Below are 25411 nucleotides of genomic sequence, written 5' to 3'. Positions count from 1 at the left end.
TCCCACAGGTTCAGCGCAGCTCACAGAATTGGTATTCACCATCGATCTCTGTGGGAGCTGGCTTGCCAGCGATGGCGGCCGCTCGGGCACCAGATAAATCAGGGCTTTGTATCTGCTTTGGCCACCGTGACCCAAAACGGTGTATGCCGCTCGATCTGCACCGGCAGGGTCGGCAGCAGGGCGCTCAAGGCCTTGTCGGTGTCGTGCAGCGGGAAGCTGCCGGTGATGCGCAGGTCAGCGACTTCCGGCGTCACGCCCAGATGCCCTCGGCGATAACGACCGAGTTCGTGCACCAGATCGCCGAGCCGTGCGTTGTCCACCACCAGCATGCCGCGGGTCCAGGCATCGGCGCCGGGCGTGAGCGCGGCGACCGTGTCGAGGCCGTCATTGCGGATCAGCACTTGCTGGCCTTCACGCAGGATCTGCTCTTCAGGATGGCTTTGCGGATGCGCCGCCACCGCCGACTGCAACACGCTCAAGCGTGTGCCTTGGTCTTCACGCTTGACCAGAAACCGCGTGCCCAACGCGCGCATGCTGCCTTCGCGGGTCTCGACGATGAACGGCCGCGCATCACCGTGACCGGTCTCGACCATGATCTCGCCTTCCTGCAATACGATCAGCCGCTGCCTGGCATCGAAGCGCACATCCACCGCGCTGTGGGTGTTGAGATTGAGCACGGTGCCATCGGCCAGGCGCACCGTGCGCTGCTCGCCGGTGGCGGTGCGTTGATCGGCGAGCCAGTAATCCAGCGGCAAGTAGCGATCACCGGCAAACAGCGCCAGCCCGATCACCGCCACCACGCTGGCCAAGCCGCTGCCGAGCTTGCGCACACGGCGTCGAATGCCTTCGCGCGATTGCAGCAAGGCTGCGCGAGCCGGGCCGTTGGCGACGTTGAAACGCTGATCGAGCATGCCTAGCTGGCGCCAGGCGCGGGCGTGTTCTTCATGGGCCGCATGCCACTTGGCGAACTCCTCGCGCTCCAGTGGACTGCCGGAATCCAGCGACAACTGCCAGGCAATCGCCGCGTCCAGCACCTGAGCCGAGACCGGTTTGGAACTCGCCGGATTCATGTCGGCTCACCGTAGAGGGCGATGTAGCACTGGCGAATGCCTTGCGCGAGGTATTGCCGCACGCGGGGTACCGAGACGCCGAGCTTCTCGGCGATTTCGCCATGGCCGAGGCCGTCAAGGCGGTTATACAGGAAAGCGGCGCGGGCCTTGGTCGACAGTTTGCCGAGCAGGCGATCGATGGCCTTGAGGTCTTCGAGGATCAGTTGCTGTTCTTCCACCGAAGGCTGTTCGCCTTCGGGGATCAGCATCAATTCGGTGAGGTAGGCCTGCTCCAGCGCGGCGCGGCGGAAGTAATCGAACAACAGGCCCTTGGCGATCGCCACCAGAAACGCCCGGGGTTCGCGCGGCGTCAGCAATTCATCGCGACCGAGCAAACGCACGAAGGTGTCCTGACTGAGGTCTTCGGCCCGCTGCGGGCACGCCACGTTGCGCCGCAACCAGCTCAGCAGCCAACCGCGATGGTCGCGATACAACGCACCGACGAGTTCACTGTGAGGGCTTGGGACTGACGACACCAGACGCACCGATTGGGAAATGTTAACCAACGAGAATTGTTCGCGATTCTCGCAGAGGTGGGAATGGTTAGCAATTGGCCACTGGTCGGGTGAACTTAATGGAGCGCCCTGTAGGAACTGCCGCAGGCTGCGATCTTTTGATCTTGCTGTTTATAAAATCAAAAGATCGCAGCCTTCGGCAGCTCCTACATGGGATGTGATTTGGCGCAAAAAATGCCAATTCAGGTGCCGAAAATCTAGAAGGACGGCGCCTGCTGACGACGCTTCCACTGGCTCAGGCGTTGCTGCAGGTTCAACGGACTATGAATCTGCTGCTGCCGTGCCCGGCTGAACAGGATCAACGCCAGCTCTGCCGTCGCCAGTGCATCGGCGCTAGCGTTGTGCCGCTCGAACACCTCAAGCCTGAACCAGTCGATCCATTCATCCAGCCCGGCCTCGCGGATATTCGCCTGCGGGCACAACAACGGCGCCATGTCCGCGACATCCAGAAACACACTCTGCAGCTTGTAACCCAAGTGTTCTTTCAATGCGCGCCCGAGCATGTGCTGATCGAAGGGCGCATGAAACGCCAGCACCGGGCTGTCGCCGATGTATTCCATCAACTCCAGCAATGCCTCGGCCGGGTCGCTGCCGGCGGCAATCGCATTCGGCCCCAGGCCATGAATCAACACGCTCGGGCTGAGTTTCAGCTCCCGACATTGCAGGGTGCGCTCAAACTGCTGACTGAAGTCGATCGCGCCGTCTTCGATCACCACCGCGCCGATCGACAGCACGCGATCCTTGTTCAGGTTCAGCCCGGTAGTTTCCAGATCGAGCACCACCCAGCGCTGTTCGCGCAGGCTGCATTCTTTCAGTTCGCTGATCGCCGGCAGTTTTGCCAGACGTTGTTGCAGGTCTGCCGACAGCAGAGGGCTGGCCGGCCGCAGCCACGAGAACAGGCTCATAGCTGATACCGCAATGCCAGGCTGCTTTGCAGGCGCTGGGCCTGGCGCAGGGATTCGCGCAGGATGCGCCGGTCCAGATGATTGAGGCTGTCGGGATCGACCCTGTTCGACCAGGGCAGATTCTCACGGCTCTGGATCTGGTGTTGCTGCATGCGCGTCTGCTGGATGAAGTGGTAAGCCTCTTCATACGCGGCGCCATCGAGACGTTCGATGACCTCTTTTTCGACCAGCTGACGCAAGCGCTCCAGAGTGTTGTTGGTTTCGATGCCATGCGCCAGCGCCAACAGGCGTGCGCCGTCGACGAAGGGCGTCAGGCCCTGGACTTTGAGATCAAGGGTGGCTTTCTCGCCATTCTTGCGCGCCAGCACAAACTCGCGGAAACGCCCCACCGGCGGACGATTGCGCAGGGCGTTCTCGGCCAGCATGCGCTGGAACAAACGGTTGTCGCCGACCTGATCGAGAATCCCCCGGCGCAGTTGTGCGCAGCCTTTCTCGTCGCCCCACACCATCCGCAGGTCGAAATAGATAGTCGAACCAAGCAGGTTCTCCGGCGTCGCCTCGCGGATAAATGCTGCAAAGCGCCGCGCCCATTCCGCGCGCGACAGGCACAGCTCAGGGTTGCCGGCCATGATGTTGCCCTTGCACAGGCTGAAGCCGCACTGCGCCAGGCTCTGGTTGATCTGCTGGGCGATCGGCAGCAGCTTGCCGCGAATCTCCGCCGCGTGTGCCGCGTCCCGCGCTTCGAACAGAATGCCGTTGTCCTGATCGGTGTGCAGCGTTTGCTCGCGCCGGCCCTCGCTGCCGAAACACAGCCAGCTGAACGACACGCCGGGGTCGCCTTTTTCGGCGAGAGTCAGTTCGATCACCCGGCACACGGTGTGATCGTTGAGCAGAGTGATGATGTGGGTGATCTGCGTCGAGGACGCACCGTGGGCGAGCATGCGTTCGACCAGTTGGCCGATCTCGCCGCGCAGGCTCACCAGTTGTTCGAGGCGCTGGGCACTGCGGATGGTCCGGGCCAGATGCACCAGATCGACCCGTTGCAGCGAGAACAGATCACGCTCGGACACCACGCCGCAAAGACGCTGATCCTTGACCAGACAGACGTGGGCGATGTGCCGTTCGGTCATGGCAATCGCCGCGTCGAAGGCGCTGTGATCGGGCGACAGAAAGAACGGCGAACAGGTCATGTGGCGCTCGATGGTTTCGCTGAAATCACCGCTGCCATTGGCGACCACTTCGCGCAGATCACGCAGGGTGAAGATCCCCAGCGGCGCCTTGTGCTCATCCACCGCGACGATGCTGCCGACCTGTTGCTCGTGCATCAGCTTCACCGCTTCGCGCAACGGCGTGTCGGGGCTGCAAGTCACCGGATGGCGCATCGCCAATTCGCCGAGGCGGGTGTTCAGCGAATACTGGGTGCCGAGGGTTTCCACGGCTTTCTGCTGGACTTGCTGGTTGACCTGATCGAGCAGGCTGCTGACCCCGCGCAAGGCGAAATCGCGGAAGCTGTTGGACAGGGCGAACAGTTTGATGAACGCCGGTTTGTTCAGTTGCAGGCAGAAGGTGTCTTCGCTGGCCAGATGCTCGGTGCGGGTCGCCCGTTCGCCAATCAGTGCGGCCAGCGGGAAACATTCGCCGGTGGTGATTTCGAAAGTGGTTTCGGTGCCGGGCCGGGTGATGTGCTGGCGTTCGCCGACCACCCGGCCCTGTTTGACGATGTAGAAATATTCGACCGGCCCGTCGGCGGGCTTGATGATGCTCTCGCCCTGACCATAGAAACGCAGCTGACATTGTTCCACCAGAAAAGCCAGGTGGGCGTGTTCCATCTGATTGAAGGGCGGGAAGCGCTGGAGGAATTGCAGGGTGCCCTGAATGTTCTGCAACACCGCGGTTTTCCCTGCCTGGGTGAAGGCGTCCGCTTTACTCATAACCATTACCGCAGTCTTTTTTGAATTGTTGTTGTCGGATCGTTGCGGCCATGGTCGGCCCCTGCGCGCGGGGTGCCCATTGGACGTAAGTCTAGGTTTGCCATGCCGTTCGGCACATTTGGGAAGTGCCCTACAAAAACAGTCGGAAATTCCCCCGCCAGCCACTTGGAAAAAAATCCGACGAAGTGCACATTGAAGCTCTGCTTAGCGATGTCTGACGACTGTGCCAGGTGACTGAATTGAAAACGTAGAGAATGCCATGTCCGACCACGATATTTTGAGCGACGCCGAGCGTGAAGCGCTCAGCGCAGTAATGCTCGAACCCGACTTGCCGCCGCAGCGTGTACTGATCGTCGATGACGACAAGGACGCCCGGGAGCTGTTGTCGGAGATACTCGCGTTAGATGGCATTCGTTGCATGACCGCGGCCAGCGGCGAAACCGCACTGAAGATGCTCGACGAAAAACCTTCGATCGGGCTGGTGATCACTGATTTGCGTATGGGCAATGTCGGTGGACTGGATTTGATTCGGCAGGTGCGTGAGTCGGAGCGGGCGGCGTTGCCGATCATCATTGTTTCCGGCGATGCCGATGTGAAGGACGCCATCGCCGCGATGCACCTGAGCGTGGTGGACTTTCTGCTCAAGCCGATTGATACGGTGAAGCTGCTGGGCCTGGTCAAACACGAATTGGGCATTGAGCCCTGACTTTTTGAAGATCAAGAGATCGCAGCCTTCGGCAGCTCCTACAGGAAATCACTTGTAGGAGCTGCCGAAGGCTGCGATCTTTTGATTCTGCTTTCCAAAAAAAAAGCCCTGATCGCAAGATCAGGGCTTTTTCATGTCCGGCAGTCAGCGCAGGTTACAGGCCGTTGGCCTTCTTGAACTCGCGACGACGACGGTGCAGCACAGGCTCGGTGTAGCCGTTCGGCTGTTTGGTGCCTTCGATCACCAGTTCGACTGCTGCCTGGAAGGCGATGTTGCTGTCGAAGTTCGGTGCCAGCGGACGGTACAGCGGGTCGTTGGCGTTTTGCCGATCGACCACTGGCGCCATGCGCTTGAGGCTTTCCATCACTTGCGCTTCGGTGACGATACCGTGCCGCAGCCAGTTGGCGATGTGCTGGCTGGAGATGCGCAGCGTCGCACGGTCTTCCATCAGGCCGACGTCATTGATGTCCGGCACCTTCGAGCAACCCACGCCCTGGTCGATCCAGCGCACCACGTAACCGAGAATGCCCTGGGCGTTGTTGTCCAGTTCGTTCTTGATCTGCTCCGGGGTCCAGCTCGGGTTGACCGCCAGCGGAATGGTCAGGATGTCGTCCACCGAAGCACGGGCACGCTTGGCCAGTTCGGCCTGACGGGCGAACACGTCGACCTTGTGGTAATGCAGCGCGTGCAGCGCAGCAGCGGTCGGCGACGGTACCCAGGCCGTGTTGGCACCGGCCAGCGGGTGAGCGATTTTCTGTTCGAGCATCGCCGCCATCAGGTCGGGCATCGCCCACATGCCTTTACCGATTTGTGCACGACCTTGCAGGCCGGTGCTCAGACCGATATCGACGTTCCAGTTCTCGTAGGCGCCGATCCACTTCTCGGCCTTCATGTCGGCCTTGCGCACCATCGGGCCGGCTTCCATGGAGGTGTGGATTTCATCGCCGGTACGGTCGAGGAAGCCGGTGTTGATGAACACTACGCGCTCGCTGGCCGCCTTGATGCAGGCCTTGAGGTTGACCGTGGTGCGGCGCTCCTCGTCCATGATCCCGACTTTCAGGGTGTTGCGTTTGAGGCCCAGCACGTCTTCGATACGACCGAACAACTCGTTGGTGAACGCCGCTTCTTCCGGGCCGTGCATCTTCGGTTTGACGATGTAGACCGAGCCGGTGCGAGTGTTCTTGCGCGAGGTGTTGCCGTTGAGGTTGTGCATCGCCGCCAGACAGGTCACCAGACCATCGAGGATGCCTTCCGGCACTTCGTTGCCATCCTTATCGAGGATCGCATCGATGGTCATCAGGTGACCGACGTTACGCACGAACAACAGCGAGCGACCGTGCAGGGTCAGTTCACTGCCATCGACCTTGGTGTAGGTGCGATCCGGGTTCATGGTGCGGGTGAAGGTCTGGCCGCCCTTGGCGACTTCTTCGGACAGGTCGCCCTTCATCAGGCCGAGCCAGTTGCGGTAGATCACCACTTTGTCGTCGGCATCGACGGCGGCCACGGAGTCTTCGCAGTCCATGATGGTGGTCAACGCCGCTTCCATCAGGATGTCTTTGACGCCGGCGGCATCGGTCTGGCCGACCGGGGTGCTGGCGTCGATCTGGATTTCGAAATGCAGGCCGTGATTCTTCAGCAGGATCGCGATCGGGGCATTGGCGTCGCCCTGAAAGCCGACCAGCTGAGCATCGTCACGCAGGCCGGTGTTGCTGCCGCCCTTGAGGGAGACCAGCAGTTTGCCGTCAGAGATCTTGTAACCGGTGGAATCGACATGGGAGCCGGCAGCCAGTGGCGCCGCTTCGTCGAGGAACGCACGGGCGAAGGCGATGACTTTGTCGCCACGCACCTTGTTGTAGCCTTTGCCTTTTTCCGCGCCACCGTCTTCGCTGATCGCGTCGGTGCCGTAGAGGGCGTCGTACAGCGAACCCCAGCGGGCGTTCGAGGCATTGAGGGCGAAGCGGGCGTTCATCACCGGCACCACGAGTTGCGGGCCGGCGGTACGGGCGATTTCATCATCGACGTTTTGCGTCGTTGCCTGGAAATCAGCCGCTTCTGGCAGCAGATAACCGATTTCTTGCAGGAAGGCTTTGTAGGCCACGGCGTCGTGCGCCTGGCCGGCATGTTCCTGGTGCCAGGCATCAAGACGAGCCTGGAAGTCATCGCGTTTGGCGAGTAGGGCTTTGTTCTTCGGCGCCAGGTCATGAATGACCTTGTCGGCACCTTCCCAGAATTTTTCGGCGGTGAGGCCGGTACCGGGAATGGCTTCGTTGTTCACGAAGTCGAACAGGACTTTGGCGACCTGCAGGCCACCGACTTGAACGTGTTCAGTCATTGCTTGCCTCACTCTGCTCAGCTATTTCGCTTTTCAGCTCTTCAATTTTGACAATGAAGCCTCTGGCCATTTAAACCACAAACCTTCCGACCAGTACATGCCATTGCTGGCGGCTGGGCTGGGACCAATCAACGGCTTGGGGGCCTTGCTGACGGGGCTTTCAGGGTTGCGAACATGCCTTGGGCAGACATCGATCCAGCGTTATGTAGTGCGCGCCGAGGCATACTACATGATGCGTTGCGCTTGTGAAAATCAGACTAATAACGTCGTTCTGCGACCTCATGACGCATTGCGGTCACGTCACGGAACGGGATGTTCTCAAAAAACCATCGGATTGTTCCAGCTAAATATAAAAAGTTGTACACATAAATCCTTTCTGCCTGCTATGGCATCCCCCTGCGGTGCACACTCTGTAGCGAGGGATTTATCCCCGATGGGTGGCGAAGCCGCCCCCTGCGCGCTGACAGGTAGACCGAGCTGACAGGGTTTACGGCTGCTGCGCATCCGATCGGGGATAAATCCCCTCGCCACAGGCTGCCTCCAAAACCCAGACACAGGTCACTCGCACAAATTGCTGCCCGGGCTGAATCAAACCCCTTGCCTATACTTGCCTTTCTATAACAAAAGTCATGACAAGAGGGCGGCGCCATGGACCATCTCGTACTCACTGTGTTTGCTCCGGACATGCCCGGGCAGGTCGAGCGCATCGCCCAATGCATCGCCGAACATGGCGGTAACTGGCTGGAAAGCCGCATGTCACGGATGGCCGGGCAGTTCGCCGGGATTCTGCGGGTGGGCGTACCGGCGGAGGCTTACGACGAATTAGTCGATTCCTTACAAGCACTGTCGGCCCAAGGCATTCGCGTGCTGATCGCCGAGAGTGGCATCGAGCAGTCCTGCACCTGGAAACCGATCGCAATGGAGTTGGTGGGCAATGACCGCCCGGGCATCGTGCGCGACATCACTCGCTTGCTCAGCGAGCAGGGGGTGAACCTCGAACGGCTGGTGACCGAAGTGCGCCCGGCACCGATGAGCAGCGAGCCGTTATTCCACGCTGAAGCAATTCTCGCGGTGCCGCTGACCCTGTCGCTGGATGTGCTGCAATCGCGCCTGGAAACCCTGGCCGATGATCTGATGGTCGAACTGGTGTTACGCACAGACGTTTAAGCGCCGCCAGGGTTATCCAGTTTTAACGTGCACCTGCCTGTGGATAACCTGTAGAGACCGGGCGCAACGCCACGTCGGCCGTGGCTTGCAGCATGCTGATCAAAAAACCGCCAGCATTCAGTGACTTGCGCACAAACGGCGGGGATCACACTGTGGATAACCTTGGGAAGGAACGTTGCAGGCCACGAGAGCCGTGGCCTGCGAAGCTTTGTGCGTTTTTTGATCAGCTGCGCCGGCGCAAGCTGATGACCGCATCGACGCTGTAAACGGCCAGACCGGCCCAGATGAAGATGAACGCGATCAGCGTGCTCGACGACAGGTGCTCACCAAACAGCAGCACCGCCTGCAGCAGCACCAGGGTTGGCGCCGTGTACTGGAGGAAACCGATGGTGGTGTAGGGCAGATGACGGGTGGCCGCGTTGAAACACACCAGCGGGATGAGCGTCACAGGACCCGCCGCCACCAGCCACCAGGCTTGCGAAGTGGTCCAGAACTCGGGTTGTGCGCTGGTCGCGGTCTGGTTGAACAACAACCAGGCCACAGCGATCGGCACCAGCATCCAGGTCTCCACCACCAGCCCCGGCAAGGCCTTGACCGGCGCCTGTTTGCGGATCAGACCGTAAAAACCGAAGGTCAGCGCCAGCACCAGCGACACCCACGGCAGACTGCCGACTTGCCACACCTGCTGCGCCACGCCGACGGCCGCCAGGCCCACCGCGATCCACTGCATGCGCCGCAGGCGTTCGCCCAGAATCAACATTCCCAGCAACACGTTGACCAGCGGGTTGATGTAGTAACCGAGACTCGCTTCGAGCATGCGCCCGTTGTTCACCGACCACACGTAGGTCAGCCAGTTGGCCGCGATCAGGGTGCCGCTCAGGGCCAGAATCGCCAGACGCTTGGGGTTGTCGAGCAACTCGCGTAACCAGCCCGGATGCTTCCACACCATCAGCAACAGTGCGCCGAACAGCGCCGACCACAACACGCGGTGAATGATGATCTCGACAGCGGGGACTTCGGCGATGGCTTTGAAGTAGATCGGGAACAGGCCCCAGATGATGTAGGCACTCAGGCCCAGAATGTACCCGCGACGCGGGTTGGCGGCTTGCATGCAGAATCCTTGCTTAGGCAGCTGACAAAGCAGGGATTGTAAGGAGGTTGTATAGATGTGTCGTGTCAGAAAGCAAAAAGATCGCAGCCTGCGGCAGCTCCTACATGGGAAAGCGTCTTCCTGTAGGAGCTGCCGCAGGCTGCGATCTTTTGATCTTTAAATCAGAACAACTTCAAAGGTTCTTCATTGAGCGCTGACAGCTGTTCACGCAGCGCCAGCACCTGATCACCCCAATACCGCTCCGTACCAAACCACGGAAAGCTGTGCGGGAACGCCGGGTCGTCCCAGCGCCGCGCCAGCCAGGCGCTGTAGTGCATCAGGCGCAGGGCGCGCAGCGGTTCGATCAGCGCCAGTTCACGCGGATCGAAGTCGTGGAATTCGTTGTAGCCGTCCATCAGCTCCGAGAGCTGGCCCAGGCATTCCTGACGGTCGCCAGCGAGCATCATCCAGATGTCCTGCACGGCCGGGCCCATGCGGCAGTCGTCGAGGTCGACAATGTGGAACATTTCATCGCGGCACATCATGTTGCCGGGGTGGCAGTCGCCGTGCATGCGGATGTTCTGGTGGGGCGTGGCGGCGTACACGTCTTCGACACGCTTGAGCAGGTCGCGGGCCACGGACTCGTAGGCTGGCAGCAAGCTCTTGGGGATGAAGTTGCCTTCAAGCAATGTTGCCAGCGAGGCATGGCCGAAGTTCTGTACGCCCAGTGCTTCACGGTGTTCGAACGGCTTGGTCGCGCCGACCGCATGAATACGCCCGAGCAACTGGCCGAGGCGGTACAGCTGATCAAGGTTGCCCGGCTCCGGCGCGCGACCGCCACGACGGGGGAACAGGGTGAAGCGGAAACCCGCGTGTTCGTGCAGGGTCTGGCCGTTGTGGATCAGCGGCGCCACCACCGGGATTTCGACGTCGGCCAATTCGAAGGTGAACTGGTGTTCTTCGAGGATGGCTTCGTTGGTCCAGCGCTGCGGACGATAGAACTTGGCGATCAGCGGTTCGGAGTCTTCGATGCCGACCTGATAGACGCGGTTCTCATAGCTGTTGAGCGCGAGAATACGTGCATCGCTCAGAAAGCCGATGCTTTCGACGGCATCGAGCACGAGATCGGGTGTGAGGGTTTCAAACGGGTGGGCCATGCTGACTCCTGCGCGCAGCAGGCTGCCGCGTCCGGCCCAGCATGGTAGCGCAGACTGTGGAGGTTGAGGGTTTTGCCTTGAATAGTGGGCTGCCTGGAAGGGCCTCTTCGGGAGCAAGCCCCCTCCCACAGTGGATCTCCGGTGTGCCGACCATCTCATGCACTCAGCCGATCCAATGTGGGAGCGAGCTTGCTCGCGAAAGCGGTTTATCAGGCGCCGACGATCCCGCCATCCTCACGGGTAATCGCCATCACCGATGAACGCGGCTTGCCATTCGGCAGATGCTCGGGGAAGGTCGAACCGCCGTTCTCGCCCGGATGCTGAATCCCGACAAACAGGGTTTTCTGGTCCGGCGAGAAGCTGATCCCGGTCACTTCACAGCCAATCGGCCCGACCATGAACCGGCGAATCTCGCCGGTCTTCGGATCGGCGCAGAGCATCTGGTTGTTGCCCATCCCGGCAAAGTCCCCAGCGTTGCTCGAGTCGCCGTCAGTCAGAATCCACAAGCGCCCGGCCTTGTCGAAGCCCAAACCGTCCGGGCTGTTGAACATATTCTGCGGGGTGATGTTCGACGAGCCGCCCTTCGGCGTACCGGCGTGTACACCTGGATTGCCGGCGACCACAAACAGGTCCCAGGCGAAGGTTTTCGCCGCATGATCGTCGCGGTCGGTGCGCCAGCGCAGGATCTGCCCGTAGACGTTCTTCGCGCGCGGGTTCGGCCCGCCCACCGGTTGCCCGTCTTCCCCGCGCTTGGCGTTGTTGGTCAGGGTGCAATAAACCTGGCCGTCCTTCGGGCTGACCACGATCCATTCCGGGCGGTCCATGCGCGTGGCGCCGACCACACTGGCGGCGAGGCGGGCGTGGATCAGCACTTCGGCCTGATCGGCGAAACCGCTGCTGGCGTCGATGCCGTTCTTGCCGTGGGTCAGTTCGATCCACTGGCCTTGGCCTTTCGGGTGATCAGGGTTGCCGTCACCGGCGTCGAACCTGGCCACATACAGCGTGCCGTGGTCGAGGATGTCGCGGTTGGCTTTCGCATTGCGATGGTTGATGCGGTCGCGACTGACAAACTTGTAGATGAACTCGCCACGCTCGTCGTCGCCCATGTACACCACGGCGCGACCGTCATCGGTCTCGGCCAGCGCGGCGTTTTCATGCTTGAAGCGACCGAGTGCGGTGCGCTTGACCGGGGTCGATTGCGGATCGAACGGATCGATCTCGACCACCCAGCCGTGACGGTTGAGTTCGTTGGGGTTCTTGGCCATGTCGAAACGCGGGTCGAACGGGTGCCAGTTGATCTCGCGGCTGGCGGCCGACACGCCGTAGCGCTTTTGCGCCGGGTCGAACTGCTGCTGAGCGTTGCTGCTGCCGAAACAGTCGGTGAAGTTTTCTTCGCAGGTCAGATAGGTGCCCCACGGCGTCTTGCCGTTGGCGCAGTTCTGGAAGGTGCCGAGGACTTTCTTACCGTGCTTGTCGGCGGCCGTCTTCATCAACTCGTGACCGGCCGCCGGGCCGCTGATGCGCAGCGGCGAGTTGCCGTGGATGCGGCGGTTGTAACGCGAGCCCTGGACGAACTGCCATTGACCATTCCTGCGCTGCACTTCAATCACTGACACCCCTTCACAGGCCAGCGCCTTGCGCACGTCTTCGGCCGATTGCGGCATGCCGCCGTGCGGGTAGAGGTAGCGGTAGTTGGTGTATTCGTTGTTGATCGCCATCAACGCACGGTTTCGGTCGTCGGGGAATTCGAACAGGCTCATGCCGTCGTTGTTGTCGCCGAACTGTACTTCCTGGGCGGCGGCGGTGCCATTGCCACTCGGGTCGAACGCCGGGCCGTTCTTGTGCAATGGCTGACCCCAACTGATCAGCACCGAAGACTTGTAGCCCTTGGGCAGGCTGATGACGTCGGTGGTCGCGGCGGGAATGCTCTCGAAACCCAGCAGGCGGCTGTTGCCGGCGCTGATGCCGGTGGCCAGCGCGCTACGGCTGAGCAGGTTACCACCGAGGAACATGGCGGCACCGCACAGCGCACCGGCGCTGATGAAACCGCGACGGCTGAGGCCGACCATCTTTTCCAGATCTGTGGATTGGTTTTCTTCTAATAGGCTCACATCAGGCTCCCTGCTTGGTTTTGGCAGCAACCTTAATGGGGGGCGATGAAGCTTTTGTTGCAGAAAGTCCGTTACAGCGGCGTGCCTATCAGCACATTGGACGGCGAGAATTGCACCTGCACCGGTTGCTCGACACTCAGCTTGCGGGTGCGAAGCTGCAGCGGCTCAGCCAGAGCGCAGAGCGTCTGGCCGTTGGGCAGGGTAATGCGCACTTCGCTGGGGCCGTCCTCGGCATCGAGAATGGCTTCAATGGTGCCCTGCAGAAGATTGTGTCCAGATGTTGCAGCTTGATCCATGGCCAGCAATTCAAGCCAGCCGGCCTTGATCAGTGCCACCACTTCGGTGCCCGGTTGCAGTTCCAGATGCACGGTGCTGTCGTGGGTGATCTGCGCGTTGATCCACAGCCCTTCGGCCAGTTCGAGGCGAATCAGGTCATTGCGACCCTGACCTTCGATAGCCACGACTTTGCCGTGCAGTTGGTTGCGCGCGCTGGTTCTGAGCATCAATCGCCCGAGCAGATCAAGATCGCTGGCGTCTTCAGCGGCCTCCAGCACCTGTGCCTGTAAAGCTTGCAGCTTTTGATACAGACGCAACACCCGCTCGCCTTCGCTGGACAATCTGGCGCCACCGCCGCCCTTGCCGCCGACCGCGCGCTCCACCAGCGGTTTCTGCGCCAGGTTATTCAGCTCATCGATCGCATCCCACGCCGCTTTGTAGCTCAGGCCGGCGCTTTTTGCGGCGCGGGTGATCGAGCCCTGTTCGGCAATGTGTTGCAGCAGGGCGATGCGCTGCGGACGGCGGACGATGTGCTGGGAGAGCAGGCTGGGCAGGGACATGGATGGGTGCTTTTTTGCTGTGGCGGTGGGGAGTGAAGTTGGCGCCTTGCGACGCATGAGTCAAGCCAAACACAGAACCCTGTGGGAACAACGACCTGTTCACTGAGCGATATCCATGTAGGAGCTGCGGCACGCTGCGATCTTTTGATTTTGATTTCAAAGATCAAGCTCAAAAGATCGCAGCCTCGTTTCACTCGACAGCTCCTACAGGCTTCAATTTCCGGGCTTTGGCGTGCGGGCCAGACAATAGACGTCGACTCTTGCAGCGCCCGCATCCCTCAGCAATCGAGCGAGAGCTTGGGCCGTGACGCCGGTGGTCAGCACGTCATCGATCAATGCGAAGTGCCGACCTTTCACCTTTGCGTCAGGGGCCAGGGCGAAGGCGTGACGCAAGTTGCGCTTGCGCGCCTTAGCGTCGAGATCCTGTTGGGCGCTGGTGTCGTGGACCCGCCGTAGAGCATGTTCCTCAAAAGGCAGATCCAGCTGTTGGCTCAACCATCGCCCGAGCATCGCCGCTTGATTGAACCCGCGTTGGCGCAGACGTTTGCTGGCCAGTGGCACCGGCACCAACACGTCGGGTCGCGGCAAGCCTTCATCGAAGCGATGTTGCAAGTATTGTCCGGCAACGTCGGCGAGCAGGTGACCAAACGGCCATTTCGCGTTGTGTTTAAAGCGCGTAATCAAACTGTCCACCGGGAAGTCATAGCGCCACGGCACGACCACCTGTTCGAACGCCGGTGGCTCTAGCAGGCACTCGCCGCAAGTCAGTCCAGCGCCGGTCAGCGGCAAGGCGCAGGTCTGACAGTGGTCGCCGAGCCAGGGCAGATCGGTTTCGCAGGCGACGCAGATTGGCACTTCTGCTTCTGCGGGTTCATCGCACAGCAAGCAGGTCTGTACGTTTTTTAAACAGATGTAAACCTGTTGTTCGTATCGTGGTTGACAGCGCATGACTCTTCCTTAAATATGCCGAACATCCGTGTCGCGCCTGTGGGTATTCCGTTCCCGCGGCCGCCAGCCAAGCATAACCAAGGAACTGCCCATGAGCGCCAGCACCTCTGCCACCCTGCGTCACGACTGGTCTTTAGCCGAAGTCAAAGCGCTCTTCGTACAGCCATTCAACGACTTGCTGTTCCAGGCGCAGACGGTGCACCGCGCCCATTTCAACGCCAACCGCGTGCAGGTTTCCACGCTGCTGTCGATCAAGACCGGTGCCTGCCCGGAAGATTGCAAGTACTGCCCGCAGTCCGGTCACTACAACACCGGCCTGGAAAAAGAAAAGCTGATGGAAGTGCAGAAAGTCCTTGAAGAGGCTGCCCGCGCCAAAGCCATCGGCTCCACGCGTTTCTGCATGGGCGCGGCGTGGAAGCACCCGTCGGCCAAAGACATGCCGTATGTGCTGAAGATGGTCGAAGGCGTGAAAGCCATGGGCCTGGAAACCTGCATGACCCTCGGTCGTCTCGATCAGGAACAGACCGAGGCGCTGGCCAAGGCCGGCCTGGATTACTACAACCACAACCTCGACACCTCGCCCGAGTTCTACGGCAGCATCATCACCACCCGTACTTACAGCGAGCGTCTGCAAACACTGGCCTACGTGCGTGAGTCGGGGATGAAGATCTGCTCCGGCGGCATCCTCGGTATGGGCGAGTCGCTGGACGATCGCGCCAATCTGTTGATCCAGTTGGCAAACCTGCCGGAGCATCCGGAGTCGGTGCCGATCAACATGCTGGTGAAAGTCGCTGGCACGCCGCTGGAAAACGCCGAAGACATCGACCCGTTCGACTTCATCCGCATGCTCGCTGTCGCGCGCATCCTCATGCCGCAATCCCACGTGCGCCTGTCCGCCGGCCGCGAAGCGATGAACGAGCAGATGCAGGCCCTGGCGTTTTTCGCCGGTGCCAACTCGATTTTCTACGGTGACAAACTGCTGACCACTGCCAACCCGCAGGCCGACAAGGACATGCAACTGTTCGCGCGCCTTGGCATTCAGCCAGAAGCACGCGAAGAGCATTCCGATGAAGTGCATCAGGCCGCGATCGAGCAGGCGCTGGTGGAGCAGAAGAGCAGCGAGCAGTTCTATAACGCTGCGGTCTGATCACCCCACGGATTCCATGTAGGAGCTGCCGCAGGCTGCGATCTTTTGATCTTGTCTTTTAAAAGCAACATCAATAGATCGCAGCCTTCGGCAGCTCCTACACAGTCATTTTTCAGATGTGAGGCCTGCATGTCTTTCGATCTCGCCGCACGCCTTGCTGCCCGCCGTGCCGAAAATCTCTATCGCCAGCGTCCGTTGCTCGAGTCCCCGCAGGGGCCTGAAGTGGTGGTCGACGGCCAGCCGTTGCTGGCGTTCTGCAACAACGACTATCTCGGACTGGCCAATCACCCGCAGGTGATCGAAGCTTGGCGCGCCGGTGCCGAGCGCTGGGGCGTGGGCGGCGGCGCGTCGCATCTGGTGATCGGTCACAGCGGCCCGCATCACGCCCTGGAAGAAGCTCTCGCCGATCTCACCGGCCGGCCGCGTGCGTTGCTGTTCACCACTGGCTACATGGCCAACCTCGGCGCGGTCACGGCGCTGGTCGGGCAGGGTGATACGGTGCTGGAGGACCGGCTCAATCACGCGTCGTTGCTCGATGCCGGTCTGTTGTCCGGCGCGCGTTTCAATCGTTATCTGCACAACGACGCCGACAGCCTGGCCAAGCGCCTGGAGAAAGCCACCGGCAACACGCTGGTGGTCACCGACGGCGTGTTCAGCATGGACGGCGATCTTGCCGATCTGCCGGCGCTGGCGCGTGAGGCCAAGGCCAGGGGCGCGTGGCTAATGGTCGATGATGCCCATGGCTTCGGCCCGCTCGGTGCCAATGGCGGCGGGATCGTCGAGCATTTCGGTTTGAGTCAGGACGATGTGCCGGTGTTGGTCGGTACCCTCGGCAAGGCGTTCGGCACCGCCGGTGCGTTTGTCGCCGGCAGTGAAGAGCTGATCGAAAGCCTGATCCAGTTCGCCCGGCCCTACATCTACACCACCAGCCAGCCGCCAGCGCTGGCCTGCGCGACCCTGAAAAGTCTGGAATTACTGCGCACCGAGCATTGGCGGCGTGAGCACCTTAACCTGCTGATCCGCCAATTTCGTCGAGGGGCCGAGCAGATCGGTCTGCAGCTGATGGACAGCTTCACCCCGATCCAGCCGATCCTGATCGGCGATGCCGGTCGCGCCGTGCGCCTGTCGCAGCTGCTGCGTGAACGCGGCTTGATGGTCACGGCAATCCGTCCGCCTACCGTCCCGGCAGGAAGTGCACGCCTGCGCGTGACCCTGACCGCCGCTCACAGCGAGGCGCAGGTGCAGCTATTGTTGGAAGGACTGGCCGATTGCTTTGCCCAACTGCCGCCGGAGCCAAGCCATGCGTGATCGCCTGATTCTGCTGCCCGGCTGGGGCCTCGGCGTTTCGCCGCTGGAGCCCTTGGCCGCGGCATTGCAAGGGCTCGACGAGCATCTGCATGTCGAGATCGAGCCGTTGCCGGAGCTCGATTCCAGCGACTTGCAGGACTGGCTCGACGAACTCGATGAACGTATTCCTCAAGACGTGTGGCTGGGCGGTTGGTCGCTGGGCGGCATGCTTGCCTCTGAATTGGCAGCACGGCGCGGCGAGCGTTGCTGCGGGCTGTTGACGCTGGCGAGCAATCCTTCATTTGTCGCCCATGAGCATTGGCCGAGTGCGATGCCGGGCGAGACGTTCGATGCTTTTCTCGCTGGCTGCCAGGCAGATCCGCGGATAACACTCAAGCGTTTCTCACTGTTGTGTGCCCAGGGTGCGCAAGACCCGCGCGGCTTGTCGCGGCTGCTGCTAGGCGGTGCGCCGAATGCGGCGCCCGAGACCTTGATGGCCGGGCTGGAATTGCTCGCACAGCTGGATACCCGGGAAGCGTTGCAGGCGTTTCGCGGCCCGCAGTTGCACTTGTTCGCCGGTCAGGACGGTCTGGTGCCGGCAGAAGCGGCGGGGGCGTTGTTCGCCCTGTTGCCGGATATCGAAATTGGTCTGATCGAACAGGCCAGTCATGCGTTTCTTCTGGAAGACCCCCATGGCGTGGCGGGTGCGATCCAGGCTTTTCTACACGAGTGCGGTGATGACTGATTTGTCTCTTGTTGCGCTGCCCGGCGGCTTGCCTGACAAGCGCCAGGTCGCGGCCTCTTTCTCCCGTGCGGCGGCCAGCTACGACAGCGTTGCCGAGTTGCAGCGCGACGTCGGTTCACAGTTGCTGCAGCGTTTGCCGGCAAGTTTTCTGCCGTCAACCTGGCTGGATCTGGGCTGCGGCACCGGCTATTTCACTCGCGCATTGGCCGAGCGATATGTCGAAGGTCAGGGGCTGGCGCTGGATATCGCCGAGGGCATGCTCAATCACGCACGACCATTGGGCGGCGCGCAGCACTTCATCGCGGGTGATGCGGAGCGTCTGCCGTTGCAGGATTCGATGTGTGAGCTGATTTTTTCCAGCCTCGCGGTGCAGTGGTGCGCGGACTTCGAATCGGTGCTCAGCGAAGCCTTTCGCGTGCTGAGACCCGGCGGGATTTTTGCGTTTGCTAGTCTTTGTGTAGGGACCTTGTACGAGTTGCGCGACAGTTGGCGGCAGGTCGATGGTCTGGTGCACGTCAACCGCTTCCGCGAATTCGCCCGTTATGAGCAGTTGTGTGCCGCCAGCGGCTTGCGGGCCGTGAGTCTGCAGAATCAGGCGCATGTGCTGCACTACCCGGATGTGCGCAGCCTGACCCACGAACTCAAGGCGCTCGGCGCGCATAATCTCAACCCCGGTCGGCCGGGTGGCTTGACCGGACGCGCGCGGATTCTTGGGTTGGTCGAGGCTTACGAGCAGTTCCGTCAGGCACAGGGATTGCCGGCGACTTACCAGGTGGTCTACGCCGTGTTGGAGAAACCGTTATGAGCGCAGCCTATTTCATCACCGGGACTGACACCGATGTCGGCAAGACCACCGTGGCTGCCGGGTTACTGCATGCTGCGCGCTCGGCCGGGCTGAGTACAGCGGCGGGGAAACCGGTGGCTTCAGGTTGCGAGGTAACGCCCAAGGGTTTGCGTAATGCCGATGCGCTGGCGCTGCTGGCGGAATGTTCGGTGCCTTTGACTTATCAACAGGTCAATCCGGTGGCATTCGAGCCGGCCATCGCGCCGCATCTGGCAGCGCGTGAGGCCGGCGTCGCGCTGACCGTGCAATCGTTGCTGGCGCCGATGCGCGAAATTCTGGCGCTGAATGCCGATTTCACGTTGATCGAAGGGGCGGGTGGCTGGCGGGTGCCGTTGGCCGATCAGGACAATCTGTCGGATCTGGCTATCGCGTTGAAGCTGCCGGTGATTCTGGTGGTGGGCGTGCGCCTGGGCTGTATCAGTCATGCCTTGCTGACCGCCGAGGCGATTGCCCGCGATGGCCTGCAACTGGCCGGTTGGGTGGCGAATATCATTGATCCGAAAACCTCGCGTCTGGAAGAGAATCTGGCGACGCTGGCCGAGCGGATTCCGGCGCCATGTCTGGGGCGGGTACCGAAACTGAAGTTGCTGAGTGCCGAGGCAGTGGCTGATCATCTGCAACTCGATCTGCTGGATTAATGTTTTTGGCTATGACAAGGCACTGTGCCATCAGTATTTTTGACGGGTGTTTTTCTGGCGCCTCTGCTTCAATGGCAGCCATTGATCCTTCCCAAGGATGAGAACTCCCATGGAAATCTCCGGTAACACAGCTTTTTATGCGGGTTTGAGCACGATTCAGACCGGTCAGAACCGTGTCGATCAGGCGGCCAGCCAGATCGCCAACAACACCATCGAGCGTTCGGTCACCAGCCAGTCTTCCGAGGCGCAGGTCGATCGTCTGCGCGGTATCGACCGCAGTCAGCAAATGGATCCGGGCAGCGCCATGGCCGAAATGGCCCAGGGCAAGTTTCAGGTAGAGCTGGGCACCAAGGTCGCCAAGGCTTCCGATGAAATGCTCGGTACGATCATCGATACGTTTGCCTGATTTTTAAGTGTCTCCTGCCAGCTGAACGCCGCGCCTCGTCGCGGCGTTTTTCGTTGTAAGTCCTTCTCCCTCAACTAATCTTTTTTCATTGCCCGTGGCGCTTTGCAGTCCATGGCGGTTTGCCGTGTCCGGCATTTGAGAAAAGTCATGACGAGCGGCAAAAGATCGACGCTTGACAAGATTTCGGCGTAAACGTATGTTTCAAACAACTGTTTGACCGTTATAACAAATCAACACGGTCGTTCATTCCCGGTTACATCAGCAGAGGTTTATCGCTATGCCTGACTACAAGGCCCCCTTGCGTGATATTCGCTTCGTTCGTGACGAACTGCTCGGCTACGAAGCGCACTATCAGAGCCTTCCAGCTTGCTCCGAAGCAACGCCGGACATGGTTGACGCCATTCTTGAAGAAGGCGCCAAGTTTTGTGAGCAGGTACTGGCACCGCTGAACCGCGTGGGCGACCTCGAAGGCTGCACCTGGAGCGAGTCCGGTGTGAAAACCCCGACTGGCTTTAAAGAGGCCTACAAGCAATTCGTCGAAGGCGGCTGGCCAAGTCTGGCGCACGACGTCGAGCACGGCGGTCAAGGCCTTCCAGAGTCGCTGGGTCTGGCTGTGAGCGAAATGGTCGGTGAAGCCAACTGGTCGTGGGGCATGTACCCAGGCTTGTCGCACGGCGCGATGAACACCATCTCCGAGCACGGTACCCCTGAGCAGCAAGAAGCCTATTTGACCAAACTGGTTTCCGGCGAATGGACCGGCACCATGTGCCTGACCGAACCGCACTGCGGCACCGACCTGGGCATGCTGCGCACCAAGGCCGAGCCTCAGACTGATGGCTCCTACAAGGTTTCCGGGACCAAGATCTTCATCTCGGCCGGTGAACACGACATGGCCGACAACATCGTCCACATCGTACTGGCCCGCCTGCCGGACGCTCCGGCTGGCACCAAAGGCATTTCCCTGTTCATCGTTCCAAAATTCCTGCCGAACGCCGATGGCACAATCGGTGCGCGCAACGCAGTGAGCTGCGGTTCGCTGGAACACAAGATGGGCATCCACGGCAACGCCACTTGCGTGATGAACTTCGACGGCGCGACCGGTTTCCTGATCGGCCCGGCGAACAAAGGCCTGAACTGCATGTTCACCTTCATGAACACCGCACGTCTGGGTACCGCGCTGCAAGGTCTGGCCCACGCCGAAATCGGCTTCCAGGGTGGCCTGAAATACGCTCGCGATCGTCTGCAAATGCGCTCCCTGACTGGCCCGAAAGCGCCGGACAAGGCTGCTGACCCGATCATCGTGCACCCTGACGTACGTCGCATGCTGTTGACCATGAAGGCCTTCGCCGAAGGCAACCGCGCGATGGTGTACTTCACTGCCAAGCAGGTCGACATCGTCAAATACGGCGTCGACGAAGAAGAGAAGAAGAAAGCCGACGCACTGCTGGCGTTCATGACGCCGATCGCCAAGGCGTTCATGACCGAAGTCGGTTTCGAAGCCGCCAACCACGGCGTGCAGATCTACGGTGGCCACGGCTTCATCGCCGAGTGGGGCATGGAGCAGAACGTTCGCGACAGCCGTATTTCGATGCTGTACGAAGGCACCACTGGCATCCAGGCACTCGACCTGCTGGGCCGTAAAGTGCTGATGACTCAAGGCGAGGCCCTGAAAGGCTTCACCAAGATCGTCCACAAGTTCTGCCAGAACAACGAAGGCAACGAAGCCGTCAAAGAATTCGTTGCGCCGCTGGCTGCACTAAACAAGGAATGGGGCGAGCTGACCATGAAGGTCGGTATGGCTGCCATGAAAGATCGCGAAGAAGTTGGCGCGGCCTCCGTGGACTACCTGATGTACTCCGGTTACGCCTGCCTGGCCTACTTCTGGGCCGACATGGCACGTCTGGCCGCCGAGAAGCTGGCAGAAGGTACCGGCGACGCTGCGTTCTACACCGCCAAACTGCAAACCGCGCGCTTCTACTTCCAGCGCATCCTGCCACGTACCCGTACCCACGTGGCCACCATGCTGTCGGGCGCCAACAACTTGATGGACATGAAAGAAGAAGACTTCGCACTGGGCTACTAAGCCTCAACGCGGTCTGACGAAAACCGTTGCTCCCTCGGGGGGCAGCGGTTTTTTTGTTGCTGAATCGCTCAGCAACCCGGGTTTTCTGCCGTTAAAGAGACTGCGTGTGATCTGGATCACATTGTGTGTGCTTAACTGGCCACATTGCAGGCACAATGCCATCTCTTTGATATGACGGGTCGGAGCTTTACCCTTGCCGCGTTCTTCTGCTGTACGTTTCAGCCATTTCCTACCTTCACTGCTGTTGTTGCTCGCGGGGTTGGCGGCTGCGTACGTCAAAGACCTCAACGTATTCTTCACTTCGCTGTTCAACGTGTTGCCGACCCTGGTGCTGCTGTTGGGCGGCGCTTACTGTGCGGTTTACCGACGTCAGCGCGAGCTGTTTCTGATGCTCACGGTGTACATCGCCTACTTTTTGCTCGACACCCAGACCGACTATTACCGCGACAATGGCAAAGTGCGCGATGACGCAGCCGTGGTGTTCCACCTGGTCTGCCTACTGCTGCCGTTGCTGTTCGGGCTGTTCGCCGCGTGGCAGGAACGCACGCATCTGTTCCAGGACATGGTCGCGCGGTTCGCCGTGTTGTTGGCCTTCGGTAGCGTCGCCCTCGGCCTTGAGCAGAGTTATCCCCAGGCGCTGTTGATGTGGCTCTCGGAAATTCGCTGGCCGGCGCTGCATGGCGCCTGGATGAGCCTGATCCAGATGTCCTATCCGGTATTCCTCTCGGCATTCCTGCTGCTGGCCTGGCAATACTGGCGCAATCCGCGCCCGCTGCACGCGGCGCAGCTGGTCGGGTTGCTCGGGGTGTTCTGGATGCTGCCGAAAACTTTCATCCTGCCGTTCACCCTGAACATCATGTGCAGTCAGGTGATGCTGATGATTGCCGCTGCCGTGGCGCATGAGGCCTATCAAATGGCCTTTCGCGATGAACTCACCGGTCTGCCGGGCCGCCGCGCGCTCAATGAACGCATGCAGCGCCTGGGGCGCAACTATGTGCTGGCGATGAGTGACGTCGATCACTTCAAGAAATTCAACGACACCCACGGTCATGATGTCGGTGACCAAGTACTGCGACTGGTCGCCAGCAAGCTGTCGAAAATCAGCGGCGGCGGTAGGGCGTATCGTTATGGAGGTGAGGAATTCGCCTTGGTGTTTGCGGGCAAAACCCTCGAGGAGTGCATGCCGCACCTGGAGGTGATTCGCGAGTCGATTGCCTCCTACAACATCCAGTTGCGCAATCAGGAGAGCCGTCCGCAGGACGATCAGCAAGGTCGTCAGCGTCGTAGCGGCAGCGGTGCTTCCAGTGTGTCGGTCACGGTCAGTATCGGCGTCGCCGAGCGCGTCGAGCAACGGACACCGGAGGAAGTCCTCAAGTCCGCCGACCAGGCGTTATACAGTGCCAAGGGCGCCGGGCGTAACTGCGTCATGGCGTTCGGACAGAATCGTCGCGGCGCGGTGCGAATGGACAGCGCCGCTGGCTGACTCAAGCCACACGTCATCACTCAAAAGCCCGCTGATTGCGGGCTTTGTTTTATCTCTGAATGCTTGTGACCAAAAATAACAAATCAGTCACTGGTTGACCCTATGTGTCGCAAAAGTTGTTGAGGTACACTCGGCCTCAACGAAAACACCCTTCCACGAATCACCTGTTTAGATCTTGCGAGGTTTGCCATGGCTGACTACAAAGCGCCGCTGCGCGATATGCGCTTCGTCCTCAATGAAGTATTCGAAGTCGCCAAACTCTGGTCCGAACTGCCGGCCTTGGCCGAGACTGTCGATGCAGAAACCGTAGAAGCCATTCTCGAAGAAGCCGGCAAGGTCACCAGCAAAAGCATCGCCCCCCTGAGCCGCGCAGCCGACGAAGAAGGCTGCCACTGGAAGGACGGTGCCGTCAGCACCCCGGCCGGTTTCCCACAGGCCTATCAGACTTACGCTGAAGGCGGCTGGGTCGGCGTCGGTGGCGATCCGGCCTACGGCGGCATGGGCATGCCCAAGGCCGTTTCGGCGCAGGTCGAAGAAATGGTCAACTCCGCCAGTCTGTCTTTCGGTCTGTACCCGATGCTGACCGCCGGCGCCTGCCTGTCGATCAACGCCCACGCCAGCGAAGAGCTGAAGGCCGCCTACCTGCCGAACATGTACGCCGGCATCTGGGCCGGTTCCATGTGCCTGACCGAGCCGCACGCCGGCACCGACCTGGGCATCATCCGCACCAAGGCCGAACCGCAGGCCGATGGTTCCTACAAGGTTAGCGGCACCAAGATCTTCATCACCGGCGGTGAGCACGACCTGACCGAGAACATCATCCACCTGGTGCTGGCGAAACTGCCGGACGCCCCGGCCGGCCCGAAAGGCATCTCGCTGTTTCTGGTGCCGAAGTTCATGGTCAATGCCGATGGCAGTCTGGGCGCACGCAACCCGGCGAACTGCGGCTCGATCGAGCACAAGATGGGCATCCAGGCGTCCGCGACCTGCGTGATGAACTTCGACGAAGCCGTGGGTTACCTGGTCGGCGAGCCGAACAAGGGGCTGGCGGCGATGTTTACCATGATGAACTACGAGCGCTTGGGCGTCGGTATTCAAGGTCTGGCCAGCGGTGAGCGTTCCTATCAGAACGCCGTCGAATACGCTCGTGATCGTCTGCAGAGCCGTTCGCCGACCGGCGCGCAAAACAAGGACAAGGTTGCCGACCCGATCATCGTCCACCCGGACGTGCGTCGCATGCTGCTGACCATGAAAGCCTCGAACGAGGGCGGTCGCGCCTTCTCCACCTACGTGGCGATGCAACTCGACACCGCCAAGTTCAGCGAAGACGCGACCACCCGCAAGCGCGCAGAAGACCTGGTCGCACTGCTGACTCCGGTGGCCAAGGCATTCCTCACCGACCTGGGCCTGGAAACCACCGTCCACGGTCAGCAGATTTTCGGCGGCCACGGCTACATCCGCGAGTGGGGTCAGGAGCAACTGGTGCGTGACGTGCGCATCACCCAGATCTACGAAGGCACCAACGGCATTCAGGCGCTGGACCTGGTCGGGCGCAAGATCGTCGGCAGCGGTGGCGCGTTCTACAAGCTGTTCGCAGACGAGATCCGCCACTTCACCGCGACCGCCAGCGCTGACCTCGGCGAATTCACCAAGCCGCTGAACGATGCCGTCAGCACCCTCGACGAGCTGACGGCGTGGCTGCTGGATCGGGCGAAAACCAATCCGAACGAAATCGGCGCGGCCTCGGTCGAATATTTGCAAGCGTTTGGCTACACCGCTTATGCCTACATGTGGGCACTGATGGCGAAAGCCGCGCTGGGCAAAGAAGCCCAAGACGATTTCTACGCCAGCAAGCTAGGCACCGCGCGCTTCTATTTCGCCCGTCTGCTGCCGCGTATCCACTCGTTGAGCGCGTCGGTGAAGGCGGGTAGCGAGTCGCTGTTCCTGCTGAATGCCGAGCAGTTCTGATGA

21 protein-coding genes are annotated in these 25411 nt (G+C 60.7%); 11 read left to right on the top strand and 10 right to left on the bottom strand.

From position 1 onward, the window contains the following. Positions 1–98: 98 nt before the first annotated feature. The 4 genes from JN524_RS24275 to JN524_RS24260 all read right to left on the bottom strand — a co-directional run bounded on the left by JN524_RS24275 (position 99) and on the right by JN524_RS24260 (position 4460). Positions 99–1070, bottom strand: a complete 972-nt coding sequence (locus tag JN524_RS24275) for a FecR domain-containing protein (protein ID WP_202370978.1) — start codon at positions 1068–1070, stop codon at positions 99–101. Then, positions 1067–1585 carry an RNA polymerase sigma factor gene (locus tag JN524_RS24270; RefSeq protein WP_202371005.1) on the bottom strand — a complete coding sequence of 173 codons (519 nt, stop codon included), beginning with the start codon at positions 1583–1585 and terminating at the stop codon, positions 1067–1069. The genes JN524_RS24275 and JN524_RS24270 overlap by 4 nt, the downstream gene beginning before the upstream one ends. A gap of 236 nt (positions 1586–1821) precedes the next feature. Further along, a complete protein-coding gene (locus tag JN524_RS24265; protein ID WP_202370977.1) occupies positions 1822–2529 on the bottom strand; it encodes a 3'-5' exonuclease in 708 nt (235 codons plus the stop codon). Continuing rightward, complete coding sequence (locus tag JN524_RS24260) at positions 2526–4460, bottom strand: putative nucleotidyltransferase substrate binding domain-containing protein (protein ID WP_337248675.1); 1935 nt, start codon at positions 4458–4460, stop codon at positions 2526–2528. Before JN524_RS24260 ends, JN524_RS24265 begins: the two co-directional genes overlap by 4 nt. Positions 4461–4719: 259 nt before the next feature. Here JN524_RS24260 and JN524_RS24255 point away from each other — a divergent pair, with 259 nt between their 5' ends. Beyond that, the gene (locus tag JN524_RS24255; protein WP_096797572.1) at positions 4720–5166 is read left to right on the top strand and encodes a response regulator; all 447 of its coding nucleotides are present in this window, start codon (positions 4720–4722) and stop codon (positions 5164–5166) included. Positions 5167–5320: 154 nt separating this feature from the next. Here the strand turns inward: JN524_RS24255 and JN524_RS24250 are convergent, their stop codons facing one another. After that, positions 5321–7498: a malate synthase G gene (locus tag JN524_RS24250; RefSeq protein WP_202370975.1), complete on the bottom strand. Its 2178-nt coding sequence runs from the start codon at positions 7496–7498 to the stop codon at positions 5321–5323. Positions 7499–8146: 648 nt separating this feature from the next. Between JN524_RS24250 and JN524_RS24245 the strand changes: the two genes are divergently transcribed. Further along, entirely contained in the window at positions 8147–8665 is a 519-nt protein-coding gene (locus JN524_RS24245; protein ID WP_202370974.1) for a glycine cleavage system protein R, read from the top strand. A gap of 223 nt (positions 8666–8888) precedes the next feature. Here JN524_RS24245 and rarD read toward each other — a convergent pair whose 3' ends face one another. The 5 genes from rarD to JN524_RS24220 all read right to left on the bottom strand — a co-directional run bounded on the left by rarD (position 8889) and on the right by JN524_RS24220 (position 14807). Then, entirely contained in the window at positions 8889–9776 is an 888-nt protein-coding gene (rarD, locus tag JN524_RS24240) for an EamA family transporter RarD (protein WP_095137447.1), read from the bottom strand. 161 nt (positions 9777–9937) lie between these two features. Continuing rightward, a complete protein-coding gene (locus tag JN524_RS24235; RefSeq protein WP_027610685.1) occupies positions 9938–10912 on the bottom strand; it encodes a serine/threonine protein kinase in 975 nt (324 codons plus the stop codon). Between the two features lie 209 nt (positions 10913–11121). After that, entirely contained in the window at positions 11122–13023 is a 1902-nt protein-coding gene (locus JN524_RS24230; RefSeq protein ID WP_202370973.1) for an alkaline phosphatase PhoX, read from the bottom strand. A gap of 71 nt (positions 13024–13094) precedes the next feature. Beyond that, positions 13095–13859 (bottom strand): TOBE domain-containing protein, encoded by a 765-nt coding sequence (locus JN524_RS24225; RefSeq protein ID WP_202370972.1) that lies wholly within the window; start codon positions 13857–13859, stop codon positions 13095–13097. A 213-nt stretch (positions 13860–14072) separates the two neighbouring features. Further along, the gene (locus tag JN524_RS24220) at positions 14073–14807 is read right to left on the bottom strand and encodes a ComF family protein (RefSeq protein ID WP_202370971.1); all 735 of its coding nucleotides are present in this window, start codon (positions 14805–14807) and stop codon (positions 14073–14075) included. A 91-nt stretch (positions 14808–14898) separates the two neighbouring features. Between JN524_RS24220 and bioB the strand changes: the two genes are divergently transcribed. The 9 genes from bioB to JN524_RS24175 all read left to right on the top strand — a co-directional run bounded on the left by bioB (position 14899) and on the right by JN524_RS24175 (position 25408). Then, positions 14899–15954, top strand: a complete 1056-nt coding sequence (gene bioB, locus JN524_RS24215; RefSeq protein ID WP_047596458.1) for a biotin synthase BioB — start codon at positions 14899–14901, stop codon at positions 15952–15954. Between the two features lie 129 nt (positions 15955–16083). Beyond that, the gene (gene bioF / locus JN524_RS24210; protein ID WP_202370970.1) at positions 16084–17262 is read left to right on the top strand and encodes an 8-amino-7-oxononanoate synthase; all 1179 of its coding nucleotides are present in this window, start codon (positions 16084–16086) and stop codon (positions 17260–17262) included. Beyond that, on the top strand, positions 17255–17986 hold the full coding sequence (locus JN524_RS24205) for an alpha/beta fold hydrolase (RefSeq protein WP_202370969.1): 732 nt from the start codon (positions 17255–17257) through the stop codon (positions 17984–17986). Before bioF ends, JN524_RS24205 begins: the two co-directional genes overlap by 8 nt. Further along, positions 17979–18791, top strand: coding sequence for a malonyl-ACP O-methyltransferase BioC (bioC, locus tag JN524_RS24200; protein WP_202370968.1), 813 nt, complete (start codon positions 17979–17981; stop codon positions 18789–18791). The genes JN524_RS24205 and bioC overlap by 8 nt, the downstream gene beginning before the upstream one ends. Further along, entirely contained in the window at positions 18788–19468 is a 681-nt protein-coding gene (bioD, locus tag JN524_RS24195; RefSeq protein ID WP_202370967.1) for a dethiobiotin synthase, read from the top strand. Before bioC ends, bioD begins: the two co-directional genes overlap by 4 nt. Before the next feature lie 109 nt (positions 19469–19577). After that, positions 19578–19874, top strand: coding sequence for a hypothetical protein (locus JN524_RS24190; protein WP_003228898.1), 297 nt, complete (start codon positions 19578–19580; stop codon positions 19872–19874). A gap of 277 nt (positions 19875–20151) precedes the next feature. Then, positions 20152–21957: a phenylacyl-CoA dehydrogenase gene (locus JN524_RS24185; protein ID WP_202370966.1), complete on the top strand. Its 1806-nt coding sequence runs from the start codon at positions 20152–20154 to the stop codon at positions 21955–21957. Positions 21958–22150: 193 nt separating this feature from the next. After that, on the top strand, positions 22151–23440 hold the full coding sequence (locus tag JN524_RS24180) for a GGDEF domain-containing protein (RefSeq protein ID WP_202370965.1): 1290 nt from the start codon (positions 22151–22153) through the stop codon (positions 23438–23440). A 189-nt stretch (positions 23441–23629) separates the two neighbouring features. Then, a complete protein-coding gene (locus JN524_RS24175; protein ID WP_202370964.1) occupies positions 23630–25408 on the top strand; it encodes an acyl-CoA dehydrogenase C-terminal domain-containing protein in 1779 nt (592 codons plus the stop codon). Positions 25409–25411 lie beyond the last annotated feature (3 nt).

The sequence above is a fragment of the Pseudomonas sp. MWU318 genome (assembly GCF_016756945.1).
Classification (GTDB): Bacteria; Pseudomonadota; Gammaproteobacteria; order Pseudomonadales; family Pseudomonadaceae; genus Aquipseudomonas; species Aquipseudomonas putida_A.
This window is presented reverse-complemented; position numbering and strand designations above follow the sequence as displayed.

Excerpts from the sequence above, each read along its gene's own strand:
- rarD (WP_095137447.1), bottom strand. The coding sequence starts at position 9,776 with ATGCAAGCCGCCAACCCGCGTCGCGGGTACATTCTGGGCCTGAGTGCC.
- bioC (WP_202370968.1), top strand. The coding sequence starts at position 17,979 with ATGACTGATTTGTCTCTTGTTGCGCTGCCCGGCGGCTTGCCTGACAAG.
- JN524_RS24225 (WP_202370972.1), bottom strand. The coding sequence starts at position 13,859 with ATGTCCCTGCCCAGCCTGCTCTCCCAGCACATCGTCCGCCGTCCGCAG.
- JN524_RS24190 (WP_003228898.1), top strand. The coding sequence starts at position 19,578 with ATGGAAATCTCCGGTAACACAGCTTTTTATGCGGGTTTGAGCACGATT.
- JN524_RS24185 (WP_202370966.1), top strand. The coding sequence starts at position 20,152 with ATGCCTGACTACAAGGCCCCCTTGCGTGATATTCGCTTCGTTCGTGAC.
- JN524_RS24245 (WP_202370974.1), top strand. The coding sequence starts at position 8,147 with ATGGACCATCTCGTACTCACTGTGTTTGCTCCGGACATGCCCGGGCAG.
- bioD (WP_202370967.1), top strand. The coding sequence starts at position 18,788 with ATGAGCGCAGCCTATTTCATCACCGGGACTGACACCGATGTCGGCAAG.
- JN524_RS24250 (WP_202370975.1), bottom strand. The coding sequence starts at position 7,498 with ATGACTGAACACGTTCAAGTCGGTGGCCTGCAGGTCGCCAAAGTCCTG.
- JN524_RS24175 (WP_202370964.1), top strand. The coding sequence starts at position 23,630 with ATGGCTGACTACAAAGCGCCGCTGCGCGATATGCGCTTCGTCCTCAAT.
- JN524_RS24205 (WP_202370969.1), top strand. The coding sequence starts at position 17,255 with ATGCGTGATCGCCTGATTCTGCTGCCCGGCTGGGGCCTCGGCGTTTCG.
- JN524_RS24275 (WP_202370978.1), bottom strand. The coding sequence starts at position 1,070 with ATGAATCCGGCGAGTTCCAAACCGGTCTCGGCTCAGGTGCTGGACGCG.
- JN524_RS24260 (WP_337248675.1), bottom strand. The coding sequence starts at position 4,460 with ATGAGTAAAGCGGACGCCTTCACCCAGGCAGGGAAAACCGCGGTGTTG.
- JN524_RS24265 (WP_202370977.1), bottom strand. The coding sequence starts at position 2,529 with ATGAGCCTGTTCTCGTGGCTGCGGCCGGCCAGCCCTCTGCTGTCGGCA.
- bioB (WP_047596458.1), top strand. The coding sequence starts at position 14,899 with ATGAGCGCCAGCACCTCTGCCACCCTGCGTCACGACTGGTCTTTAGCC.
- JN524_RS24220 (WP_202370971.1), bottom strand. The coding sequence starts at position 14,807 with ATGCGCTGTCAACCACGATACGAACAACAGGTTTACATCTGTTTAAAA.
- bioF (WP_202370970.1), top strand. The coding sequence starts at position 16,084 with ATGTCTTTCGATCTCGCCGCACGCCTTGCTGCCCGCCGTGCCGAAAAT.
- JN524_RS24235 (WP_027610685.1), bottom strand. The coding sequence starts at position 10,912 with ATGGCCCACCCGTTTGAAACCCTCACACCCGATCTCGTGCTCGATGCC.
- JN524_RS24255 (WP_096797572.1), top strand. The coding sequence starts at position 4,720 with ATGTCCGACCACGATATTTTGAGCGACGCCGAGCGTGAAGCGCTCAGC.